Below are 11508 nucleotides of genomic sequence, written 5' to 3' on the forward strand. Positions count from 1 at the left end.
CTGTGGGTCACTTTCCGAAAAAGGCAAGAGTCGGAAACGTACAAAGCAGGTTCCCGCAAACACCGCATTTGCTCGAGGCATGTGAATGCAAATCCAAGGATTTTACGCCGTGCTCGCCACAGCAAGGATGGACAAAGCGGAGGAGTTCTATACCCGGCTATTCGAGCGGAGGCCTGATGATCGCCCCATGGACGGGTTGATCCAATGGCGCAACATCGCAGGCGCCAACTTGCAAATCTTCCAGGATAAGGAAAATGCTGGGTCCGGCAGACTGACTATTGTGGTCCCCAAAATGGACAAAGCCCGAAGGTCGCTTGAAGAAAGTGGCGTGACGCTCACAGGTGAATCGGAGGGTGACTACGGGAAGATTGCCCAGATCGCAGACCCTGACGGCAATCGTATCACTCTTGCAGAGCCCCCATCGCGGCCTTACAACACATGAAGGATTTCGACTCCCCTGTTTGGCAAACCAGCTCATTGGGTTACGATGGACGACGCGAATTCCTCGCCTGCCTACAATGGCTACATTCCGCGACAGGCGCTGATTTGCACCTCACCGTGTCAGCTGCCTGACGCGACCTTAAGGAGAGAGGACTCGCCTCCTCTCCCAAGTTCTCACGGACGAACGCGGATAACCGTCTTTCCCGTGCGTCGCTTGGTCGAGTTGAAGGTGGCGACGGCATCGTCCAGGCTCGAGACTTTGCCGATGTTCGTCCGCAGTCGTCCATCCCGGATTCGTTGAACTATCTCAGAAAGCTGGGCTCGATCAGCCTCGACGACAAAGTCAATCGCCAGGCCGTCTGCAGGTCGAATATCCGTTGGTCCGACGGCTGTCACAAGCGTTCCTCCGGCCCGGACCAGCGTTGCGGACCGCTTCTGGATGTCGCCGCCAATGACATCGAACACCAGATCGACACCGCCGACGTCTTCCAGCGTGTCATTTCCGAGGTCGACGAATTCATTTGCACCGAAGTCGAGCGCCTTCTGGCAGTCGGCGGCGCGTCCGGTGCCGATGACATAGGCTCCGGCCTCCCTTGCAAGCTGCGCCACCATCGAACCGACGGCACCGGCAGCGCCATGCGCGAGAACGCTCTGCCCCGCCTGAAGGCGGCCGTGCTGGAACAGCCCCTGCCAGGCGGTCAGGCCGGAGATCGGCAGGCTCGCGCCCACCGTGAAGTCGACGTCGCCGGGCAGTGGCGCGAGATTGCGTGCCTCCATGGCAACATACTCGGCGAGGGTGCCGTCGCGATGCCAGTCGGCGAGGCCGAACACTCGCTGACCGATTGAAAGCCCCGTGGTGCCGTAGCCGAGCGCAGTGACCACACCAGCCAGCTCGTGGCCGAGGATCGAAGAGGTCCTGTCACGGAAGGCTCGGTCGGCCCACGTCGAGGGCCACTCCAGTTCGGTGTTGACGAATCCTGCCGCATGAACCTGTACGACCACGTCGTTAATTGCCGCCTGAGGCTCGGGCAGTTCCACCAACTTCATCCCGGCCGTTCCTGCAGTCCGGTCCGTCGCTACGATTGCTTTCATGGGGATTGTCTCCTCACCGTTGGGGTAAATTGCGGGCGCGGAGGGTCTTTCGACGTCGCGCAGAGTTGGCGTCGGCTCATCGTTGGCGACCGCGAGCGGAAGCTAAGCAATCTCGTCGGATTGTTCCAGCACGGGTAAACTTGCAGTCGTGAACACCTATGCCCTCGCAATCTCACACACTTCAAGCATGTGGAACAAAAGCAGATCAAACACGTTGTGCCGTTCCCAACATGGAGAGCGTCATGCAAACTTCACCCCGAGCCAAAAGCGAAACTATCAGCAAGGATCCTGACGAATGGACGACTGGTGACGAGCCAATGACTCCGTCGCAAGCTTCCTACTTGAAAACATTATGTGAGCAGGCGGGCGACGACAGAAGCTACGCTGAAGATCTAAGCAAAGCCGAGGCCTCGAAGCGAATCGACGCGCTAAGGAGTGAGCTCAAGCTCTAAAGGCGCTGGGAGACCTACGACAGGAGATCGCCAGCTTAGCGGTATTTGGCCTGTGATCTGGACGGTCCTAATGGTGAAGGTGGTAGAGTTTGCTAACGATCTTCCATTCTCCTGCGATCTTGAGCAGGGAAAGATAGTCGGTGAACCTTGTGGTTCCAAATTCGTCCTCAACCTTCACAGTGGCTGCATCGCCCGTAATGTCGAGCGATGCGACTGTCCAGTTGGGGCTGGTGTTCGGCGGCAAGCCCGCACCCATCACCTCGCCGACATAGGCATCGACACTCAGCCATTCGACCGCGCCCTGGAAGTTACCGATGATTGATGCGCGTGGGTGGAAGGCTGCCCGCAGCCCTTCTTCGGCACCGGTGGACATGGCCAAAACGTAACCTTCGATGGTAGCGGTAATAAGACTTTCATCGGTCTGTGACATCGAGGCTTCTCCACGCCTGTTTGCAGCGGTCAGAGCATGGAGGGACCGATCCTTGCTGACAACAGGCAAACGGTTTTTCGGACCAGTTGGGTCCGTTTCCTTTGTTGCTTTCGCGGTTACTTCGGACGACGCCTCGCGCCAAAGGCCGCCAGAAGATCAGGTCGAGTTGAGGTGTGTCGCAAGTTCCCTACTTCCGAAACGAGTCGCCGCCCAATGGGTAGACGCGACTTCACCATTTCAACCGCTCGTTCTGTTCAACAACGAGGGCCGTGTGTTGCGGCTGCTTTGATCGGAACGCAAGCGTCCGGAGTTTGAAAAACCAACTCTCTTGTCGGTCGAGTAAACAACTTTACCGACACCGTGGGAGAGCGATGCGCGCAAGCCTTCGTGTGGGAAAAGGCCAGCAGTGCTGCAGCTGATGCCTTCCCTTCTGCGATGGAGCGCGCCTGAGAAGCCGCACCAGCGGCGCGCCGGTTGTGAACGTGAAGGCAGCCGGCGCGTTCAGCGAGCGCCGTCCCGTTCAGCGAGCGCCGTCCCGTTCACCTGCCTTTCTTTGACGGCCCTGTGTTCAGCTTCCCACGGCAACGCGTGGAAGTCGGGCTTGTGCCCCGCTTCACGGTAGGCAGCCTGAGTGAGGAAACTTGCTTTGTCCCGCTCCACAACGCAAACAAACGGCGGATTCCCCGGGCACCTATAAACGCCTACAGCTTTTTTCATGCAACAGGTGTGCGACGGCTGCTCGAAGATGTCGTCCTTCATTGCGATGACAGAACAAGAGCGAGGATAGCAGAGGTCCGGCATCACTGAAGGTGCGGGAATTCGTAAAAATCGTACAACTCTTTTCATTGCAGAGAGAGTTTCGGCGGGCTTATTAATGTGGCGTTTACCATTGCTTTGAGGGAGGCTGCGATGGTTGCAAAGCTCATAGATATCGCTCAAGCGGCCACTACGGCCACCTTGCTGATGCGCAAGAAGTCCATGGCGGAATCCGCCACATTTAGCCGGGAGATGGATCAATCGCGCAGGGCCATCCGAGCCTCACGCGAGCGCCTTCGTCAACGTCATCGCGATGACGTGGCGCGAGGCTGGGAAGATGCCGACCCGTCTACTGTTGCCGTCTCCGCGTTTCAAGCCGACGTTCTCCGCTCTGCATTCCGAGGCCTAGATGTTTAGTCCCAAGGTTTGATGGGTTGGATCGTCAGCAAGTAGCCGCTGCCCGCCAGCGGCCCAGCAGCCGTCTGCGGGGACTTTGCAGCGGGCGCGCTGGGCCTGACCGGTGGGGCGGTGTGGAATCCGCCGGCTGGCGAACATATGCGCCTCCTGCCAACGCCAGCGAAACATCCAAACGAACGAGGTGATCTAACCGCGATCTCGCCATCCAAGGCCGACACATAGGCCGATAGCAAAGGCCTATAATAGCTGAGAGAACGAAAATGGCCGACGCCATGGTTGGGGAACCCAGGTGGGTAGGCGCCGGCCACAAGCGGAACAGGCCCGCCGCGCCACACACATGGCTGATTTGTCATCACGTGGTTATGGTGTGATCGCGTAGAGCTAGACCAGCGGAACCTAGTAAACGAGTAAGCGATCCTCGACGCGATCGTTCATCGCCACGACGACTTGGGAAAGTTGACGGTTGCAGCCCTCTGCCATGTCGAGCTCAAGTCATGAACATCGGCCCTCCGATCATGAGCAGGCATGCGCCCATCCTACCATATCGCGCTCCCGGTTTCGCAAGGCGCAGCAGCAAGGGGGAGGCGACCAGAGCCGATGTGAAGGGGACTAGCCAAGCTAATATTCGCTTGCGCTAATTTAAATGTGCCGTAACGTCATGCTCAGCCTTTTTGGGGAGGAGCAACGGTGGGGAGTATGATGAGAGTAGCTGTGTTTTGCGCGGCGATCGTGATCGCTGGGACTGGTGTCGCTGAGGCCAAGGAGAAGAAGGTGGTGGTGAGTGACGCCACGGACCTTTGCTCTACGAAGCACTCTGCCAAGAAGCAGGTGCTCGAACTGGACTGCAGGCCGACCGGAACCGCCAAATTGCCGGCCGGTGGAATGCCGGAAAAGCCGCGCCTCGGATACGACACCGATCCGTGGCTGGTTAAAGGCCTTTAGACACTAGGCGACGGCAACACAGCGCGGCTAACGGGAATGTGCGCTGGCGGTGAAGCCTTCTTTGTTCTCTCGTCGGTGGAACATTGTCGCTTGGAAACGCTTCGGACGGTGCACTGCCCCATCAGTGCAACGTTCCCTTCCTTGTTTGCACTGGCCGGCTGCTGAAAGGTGGCCGGCTTTTTTGCATATAACCGCGACCTGATGTTTGAGGCTTGTTGATTGGAGAGCAGCGAGTGGCCGCTGCTGGCTTAGCGTCCAGGATTGGAATTTGTAAAGGCGAGATCACCAAGGCAGGGATGAACCAGGCTAGCAACGGTTTCGTCTGTTAGCCGCGACGCCGGCGATAATTGAATTCAGAAGGGCGTCGGCCCGGCTGCCCAACATCAGGGTGCACAGACAGCCGGGCCAAGGCTGGAAAGAGGTTCCGCTCCCGCCCAGCCGGGATCGATCAACGCCATACCGCAGTCTGTGGTCTTCGCCGTCGATATCAGGCATCCGCGGGTAGAGCGGCTCGATGCCATCGAAGCAGAACTGCGCCAGGTGTGCGCGGCGGAGGCAGAAGCTCAGCATTGCACGGTAACGATCAGTCGGTCGTTCGACATGCCGGGGGAGGCATTCTCTGCCGATATGGTCAAAACCGTCGAGGAGGCCGCCAATACCCTACAGCTGCCGCACAAACAGATGATCTCGGGTGCATTCCATGACGCGCTGTTCCTCGCCCGGGTGGCGCCTGCCGTGATGATCTTTGTGCCGTGCCGTGACGGGCTGAGCCACAACGAGGCGGAATATGTGGAGCCTGCCTACGCGGTTACCGGCGCGCGGGTTCTGCTGCAAGCGGCCACCGTCGCCGCCTCTTGGGGGCGACGGTGGCACAGGCGTGAAGAGGCAACCCGTAGGAGTTCCTGGTGCCCGTCAATCACTTCGCGACGTCGGCGGGCTGCAGCGGGTGGTCAAGGATGCCGAGCGGCGGCGGATTGATCGCGGACGTACGATCGACCCACATTCAACACCTGACCCAGCAGAAAAGCCCACCAGACCCCCGGGGCGTCATTGACGCCGCGGGTGATGCAGGCGGTGACGATCTCGTCGGCTTGTCGACATAGGCGATCTGCTGGGCCGCCTCGGCCACCCGCAGGAAATCCCCACGCCCGACATAGACCTTGCCCGTGCCGATCGCGAGTAACTGGTCGAGGAGGGCCTTCCAGCCGTCCAGCGTCGGGTGTGGTGCGCCGTAGCCCACATCGTTGCGGGTCCGTCGCGGGTCAGCTAATCTGGCAAGCTTACATCAGGGATGCGGTCGCCAGACGATTGCGAACGCCGTTCGGCTTCTGGTCGCCAACGTACTCCACTTTCGTGTCTACCAGACGATCGCTTTCGATCCCGGCTGCGGTTAAGATATCCTCGACCGCCTTCAGGCGCTGCTTGGCCAGTTCCTTGTTTGTCTTTGCAGCGTCGGCGCCGGTGAATTCCGTAGCCGCGAGAGCCGTCAGTTCGACATTGCAACGTGAGTTGCGGATGCTGGCGGCGAACTTCTCGAGGTCGGCCTTGACCCTCGGTGAGATCACATAGGACTGGCTATAGAAAAACAGGTCGACCTGCACAGGGCTGCGCTTCTCATATTGCCGGCAAGATATGCCTTGCTTTGGCAGCGTGTACAGTATCGCGCTCCGCGCCGTATTGGTGTCGGCGGCGCCGTCGTCAACCCAATGCGAAAGCACCAGCACCATTTCGGGCTTGACGCCTTGCGCCTTGAGAAAATCGCCGGTTGCATCGAGCCTGAGACCAGCGATGTCGTAGGCTTTTTTGTAGTTGCCTTCCTTGCTCGCCGTTGCGTAGAGGCGGTAGCCGCAATCGTGCCCAGCATCCTTGACGAAAGCCGCAAGGGCCTTCGCGGATTCCTCGGATATCTTGCCGTCACCTTTTTTGAAGAGGACGCGATGTGCATTCCACTGCGTGCATTTAGACCCCACGTCGCGTTCCTGGGCGGCCGCGCCGAAAGACATTGCGCATCCGGTAATGACAATAAATGCCAGAACAAGGCCCAGCGATTTCTTCATTGTCTTGGCGCCTCCACGCGGACTTAATCTACTACCGCACTTAAACGTCGACAAGGCGCGACCGCGTCCCGACAACCCGCGCCCCTCAGTCCCACACCAGCAACAGCTTGCGCCAGAAAGCATTGGACGGCATCGGCTTCGAGCCGGATGGCAGCCGGATTGCCAGGTAGATCGTCAGCCACTTGCGATCGACCTCCCGGGTCGAAACTTTCAGGTCATGCAGTTCGAACGGTCTCGAGACGCGCGTCCATCCCGAGAATGACAGCGCGCCGACAGGTGCATCGTGTTTCCACACAAGTTTTTCTTCTTGCCTGCCGAGCGCCATGGCGAACTCGAATGGGGATGCTTCATCGTGGGCGATCTCCACTGTCGCGATGACACTTCTGGCAAAGGCCGGGAACGCCGAATTGAGGGCGGCAACAACCGGACCGTGCGTGTTCGGCCGCAGGAATATACCGCCATTGTCGCCCGCGATGAGCAGCGTCGGCAGCTCGGAGGGATAATCCGTCACAAGCGCCGCACGCTTCAGATCATCATTGGTCATTCGGCGCGTGCGTTGGCGCTGTTGGGGTGCGTTGAGGCGCGGGCGCCTGGCATCGTTCGAAACGACATGGCGGATATGGACGCTGGAAAAGCCGCCGAGGACGCGCGCCTCCGGGCGGCTGCCGCCGCATTTGACTGCCAACAACAAATCGCGTCGGCCGGTTGCCGGCGAACTGACCATCGCCCCTATCTCACGCGCCTCGTGCCGTCGGCTGACATCAGCCCAACCGCTCCCGCTGCCAACCTCAAGCAGCCGGGCGAGATTGCTGAAGGTCTGGTTTTCTGCGTCTACGATCGCGAGCTGAAACTGCGCAGAGCCCGTCAGTTCCTCGTCGAGGTAAACCCAACACGTCGCGCCTACGGTGCCCGGCGGGCAGACTCCCTTCAGCAAAGCCATGGTGACATTGCTGCCCCTGGCTTCGAGGAACAACTGGTCTGGAGACTGTTCGACATAGCTCAGCAGGTCCGGATCGGCATCCGGATACGAACCGACATGAGCCAGGCGCATGGGCTCGGCGGAAAGATACTGCTCGCGGTACAGCGAGGAATTCAACTCGGGCACCGTCTCTCCGGTCGCAGCGTTGAGTATTTCAACCACACCCACAGCAAAGTCGCTTCGCCCTGCACGGGCGAGAAGCGAAATTGCGGTATCCGCCCTGCCTTCGCGTGCCGCGATCTCGGCCAGCAACTGCATGGCGTCCGCGGTATTGGCGGGACCTGTACTCAACCTGAGATACCGCTCGTCGTTAACCCGCAGCTCCAGATTCCAGAGATTGAGCTCCTTCTCATGATTGTCGGTGTTCGAGCTGATGGCCAGTTGCACGAACATTTCCGTTTTCGCGAATCGATGCTTTCGAAAGACAGCGATGATCGGCTTGCGATTCCTCAGCCACTCGGCATTTCGATTCATGCCCGTCGGTGCCGACCGGTACCAATAGAGCGGCTCCGGGACAGGGACGATCTCCAGGCCTGCCAGATCCGCGCGAAGGAAAAACTCCCAGTCGCTTGCGGAAAACCCCCGCTCTTCGTTGAGGTAACCTATCTTGTCGAACACCTCACGCCGGAACATCGCATTGGCATCGCCATACGGATTGTTGAGCATGGCGATGTCCGTCGGCCCGCCGACCGGGAAGTAGAGCACATAGCCGCTCCTGGTGTCCGGCGGCACGAAGGGCTCGTTGAGCCACTTGGCGAAGGTCGTGCAGATATCGGCGCCGGAATTTTGCATGCCGGCGACGAACGTACTGACGGCGTTTGGGAACAGCACGTTGTCGTCGTCCAGGAACAGGATCAGCGAACCCCTGGCGGCGCGGATACCGGTGTTGCGCGCCTTGCCGAGGAAGCCGTTCTTCTGCTGGATGATCCGCCATCCTCGCTGCTCGAACTCCGGTTCGAGTTCCGCCAACAGGTTGATTGCATCGGGATCGGTGCTGCCGTCATCGACGACAATCAATTCGATGTTGGGGTAGTCCTGGCGTCGAACCGAGGCAATCGCCTGCGGCAACAGGTGCACCCGGTTGTAGTGCGCAGTGATGATCGAAACGAGCGGCCGTTGGCTCCGCCTGCGACTGGAGACCTTGCCGGGTTCGCGGGAGAATTTCGCGTGCAGCCCGCTCCAGGCTTTCTCGAGCGCTTCCCGCTTTTGCAGGGGCTTTGCCGGACGAAACGATCGGCTTTCCAGCACAGACGCAATTTTGGCCGCGATGGCGGAGGCCGACGCATCCATCAGGACGGCATCGGCCGACTTCGGATGGAGCACGTCACGAATGCTGCCGACATCTGTCGCAATGAACGGGATCTCTTCGTTAAGGCACGTCATCACTTCCAGCGGCAGCTGAGCCGCTGAGTGCGTCATCGCCACCAGAGCATGACTCTGCCGCAGGTATCTATAGATGTCAGGCTCATCTCGAATGGGCAGGAGCTTCAATTTGAACGGCCATTGCCGCGCACGCCGAACGATCATGCCACCCGAATGCTCGCCCAGGACATGACCAAACGCGCCGACTACCGTCACTGTCAGATCGGTGACGCCGCTGTCGGCCAGACGATCGAGCGCATCGCAGAACAGCGTCAGCCCATCGCGCGCCTCTGTGCCTGAAAAATGAATCACTTCGGCGGTTGGCCGATCCCGCGGCCTGTAGTGATCGACAGCGAAGTTGGAACGCCACTCCTCCGGCTCGAGGGGCGCAGCAATGTGATGGCTGGTGGGCAGCTTCCATCCCGCCTTGGCCATCCAGTCGAGCAGCGACTGGCCAGCGATGACAAGATGGTCGCACGTCTCGGCCGACCTCTTTTCCATGTGCGCGACGGTCATCTGCTCCTTGCGTTCGACCGCCCGTGAATTGGCTTCCAGCTTCCACACAAGGGGCTCATGTGCGAGCACGATGATCGTAGGAGGATCGGGAAAGACACCTGTGCGCTTCGCAAGGGTGGAGAAATGCGCCAGTCCGCCTTCAAGCGCAAAATAGACGACGTCGAATGCATTCTGCTTGAGGTAGTGGTAGGCGGCCAATGAGTTCTTGTCGCAGGACTCCGTGCCGCGCAGCAACTCGGGCGAGGGCGGCAACAATTCGAGCCGCACCAGGAAATTGTCGAAGCACCATTTGCCCAGCCTGACTATTTCCTGATCATCGGGCTGGCTGCCGAGCGGGCTCGGCGCCCAAAGCAGCGTCACGGTATCGCCCGTTCCGGCCAGATGCTGCGCCAGCGCGTAGGTTACCGACCCGTGATCGCCAGTCGCCGTCGAGCCGAACTCAACCTCCGAAACGACACACACATTGCGAGGCTTCTGGCTTGCCTGTCGCTTGCCCGTGGGCATGGCGCCTGCCTTGGAACCAATGCTCAATGACCCCCCTTGTCAGCCTGCTTCGTTCGAAACAGTCTTGCCAACAGTTGGATAACACTTTGATAATCGTTTCGCGGGACTCTCAGCAGCGTACCTGCCTTTCGCGTAAACTGGTTGATGACCTCGGATGGTTGAACTTCGATCCCCAAAACATCTCGCGCGACTGGACGACCGGCCCATTGACGTGACCGATGGCGAGATCTTGTGCTTTGTCGGACTGCGCAACGAAGCCCAATTGCTGCGGCAACTTCTCGACCACTACCGCGGCCTGGGCGTCGATCGGTTCTTCTTCCTGGACAATGGCTCCACGGATGGGACCCGCGAATTGATCCTGGAGCAGCCGGACAGCCACTGCTTCCACACGGAAGGATCGCATTTCGCTGAAAACATCGATCCGCCGCGATGGATCAACACGCTCATGAATGTGTTCGGCACCGGCCATTGGTGCCTTTCGATCGACGCCGACGAACTTCTCGTCTATCCCGATTTTGAGCGGGCAAATCTCCAGCAGCTTTGCAGCTACCTCGATTCGACCGGCGTCGACGCTGTCATAGGCTCCATGATCGACATGTACGCCGATGGCCCGTTGGCCGAATACAGCTATGATGGCAAGATCCCGCTTGTTGAAGCTTCACCCTACTTCGACCCGGAGCCGGGATGGCTGCGCCCGCGCGACGGTATGTACCCACCCGAGCAGATGTTCGGTGGCGTGAGGGAACGGGTCTTCTGGCACGGCCGGTTCAAGCAAACTTTTCCCCCGTGCCTGACAAAGGTGCCGATCGTGAAATGGGGGCGCGGCACGCGTTATCACGTCGCACAGCACACGATCAGCAAGGTCCGATTCAGCGAACTGCGCGTCGCATTGCTGCACTTCAAATTCGTCTGGGGATTCCGCCAGAAATCAGCGTCGTCTCTGAGTGAAAATGCGCAGCTCAAGGAAAAGACGCTTGAGGAGCGCGCTGCCTACATGGAGGCCTTGGAGCGCAATCCGAAACTCGCGCTTCGGAACCAAAGCTCCGTCTGCTATCGGGGTGACGGCGCGCAACTCGTCGAACTCGGCTGGATGAAGACCTCGGAGCCCTTCGCCGGTTTCGTTTCGACCCTGGCCATGCAACACCAGCGCAGCGACTACGCCACCTGATGTGCTCGAACTACTGAGGGAAAATCCGGCTGATGCTTATCCGCCGTAGCGGCCGCCGCCTTCACCGTGGCCTTTGCCCTCTTCACCGCCCGCAAACTGGCCCAAACTGTTGAGAGCAAGCGCCTTGCAGGCTGTCGGAGCGTTCGGGTACCGGTGCAGATAATCCTCAAGTGCCTCGATGGTGCCGGTTTTAAGGGCCTGCTCGCAGGCAAGCTCGGCTTCCTTGACGCCAACTTCGGTCTTCGCCTGCGCCGCGTCAGAAAAAGCGACGCTCAACCCCAGCAGACTAAGTCCACCCAACAGTAGAGAATGAATCCTACGCATAACGCACCCCACCTACTCAACCCACTGAAACATTAGCGTCTGTTAACGTTTTGTCAACCATTCTTGGA

The 11508-nt window shown here is 59.4% G+C and carries 11 protein-coding genes; 5 read left to right on the top strand and 6 right to left on the bottom strand.

What is annotated here, in order from left to right:
- Positions 1–109: 109 nt before the first annotated feature.
- Positions 110–442 (top strand): VOC family protein, encoded by a 333-nt coding sequence (locus NLY36_RS20160; RefSeq protein WP_245265712.1) that lies wholly within the window; start codon positions 110–112, stop codon positions 440–442.
- A 173-nt stretch (positions 443–615) separates the two neighbouring features.
- Here the strand turns inward: NLY36_RS20160 and NLY36_RS20165 are convergent, their stop codons facing one another.
- The gene (locus NLY36_RS20165; protein ID WP_023711237.1) at positions 616–1533 is read right to left on the bottom strand and encodes an NADP-dependent oxidoreductase; all 918 of its coding nucleotides are present in this window, start codon (positions 1531–1533) and stop codon (positions 616–618) included.
- A 230-nt stretch (positions 1534–1763) separates the two neighbouring features.
- Here NLY36_RS20165 and NLY36_RS20170 point away from each other — a divergent pair, with 230 nt between their 5' ends.
- The gene (locus NLY36_RS20170; protein ID WP_023713780.1) at positions 1764–1985 is read left to right on the top strand and encodes a DUF3072 domain-containing protein; all 222 of its coding nucleotides are present in this window, start codon (positions 1764–1766) and stop codon (positions 1983–1985) included.
- Between the two features lie 67 nt (positions 1986–2052).
- Here NLY36_RS20170 and NLY36_RS20175 read toward each other — a convergent pair whose 3' ends face one another.
- Positions 2053–2415, bottom strand: coding sequence for a nuclear transport factor 2 family protein (locus NLY36_RS20175; RefSeq protein WP_023728174.1), 363 nt, complete (start codon positions 2413–2415; stop codon positions 2053–2055).
- A 501-nt stretch (positions 2416–2916) separates the two neighbouring features.
- Positions 2917–3354: a hypothetical protein gene (locus NLY36_RS20180; RefSeq protein ID WP_286461330.1), complete on the bottom strand. Its 438-nt coding sequence runs from the start codon at positions 3352–3354 to the stop codon at positions 2917–2919.
- Positions 3355–4284: 930 nt separating this feature from the next.
- On the opposite strand from NLY36_RS20180, the gene NLY36_RS20185 reads away from it, so the two are divergent.
- Positions 4285–4530 carry a hypothetical protein gene (locus NLY36_RS20185; RefSeq protein WP_023711241.1) on the top strand — a complete coding sequence of 82 codons (246 nt, stop codon included), beginning with the start codon at positions 4285–4287 and terminating at the stop codon, positions 4528–4530.
- Positions 4531–4998: 468 nt separating this feature from the next.
- On the top strand, positions 4999–5508 hold the full coding sequence (locus tag NLY36_RS20190) for a M20/M25/M40 family metallo-hydrolase (protein WP_023699176.1): 510 nt from the start codon (positions 4999–5001) through the stop codon (positions 5506–5508).
- Between the two features lie 302 nt (positions 5509–5810).
- Here NLY36_RS20190 and NLY36_RS20195 read toward each other — a convergent pair whose 3' ends face one another.
- Positions 5811–6587, bottom strand: a complete 777-nt coding sequence (locus NLY36_RS20195) for an OmpA family protein (protein ID WP_023699174.1) — start codon at positions 6585–6587, stop codon at positions 5811–5813.
- A gap of 85 nt (positions 6588–6672) precedes the next feature.
- On the bottom strand, positions 6673–9975 hold the full coding sequence (locus NLY36_RS20200) for a DUF6212 domain-containing protein (RefSeq protein WP_023746382.1): 3303 nt from the start codon (positions 9973–9975) through the stop codon (positions 6673–6675).
- A 127-nt stretch (positions 9976–10102) separates the two neighbouring features.
- Between NLY36_RS20200 and NLY36_RS20205 the strand changes: the two genes are divergently transcribed.
- The gene (locus NLY36_RS20205) at positions 10103–11116 is read left to right on the top strand and encodes a glycosyltransferase family 2 protein (RefSeq protein WP_027049390.1); all 1014 of its coding nucleotides are present in this window, start codon (positions 10103–10105) and stop codon (positions 11114–11116) included.
- 36 nt (positions 11117–11152) lie between these two features.
- On the opposite strand, the gene NLY36_RS20210 is transcribed toward NLY36_RS20205, so the two are convergent.
- Positions 11153–11392, bottom strand: a complete 240-nt coding sequence (locus NLY36_RS20210; RefSeq protein ID WP_023670631.1) for a hypothetical protein — start codon at positions 11390–11392, stop codon at positions 11153–11155.
- Between the last annotated feature and the right edge of the window lie 116 nt (positions 11393–11508).

The organism is Mesorhizobium sp. C399B, from assembly GCF_030323185.1.
Lineage (GTDB): Bacteria > Pseudomonadota > Alphaproteobacteria > Rhizobiales > Rhizobiaceae > Mesorhizobium.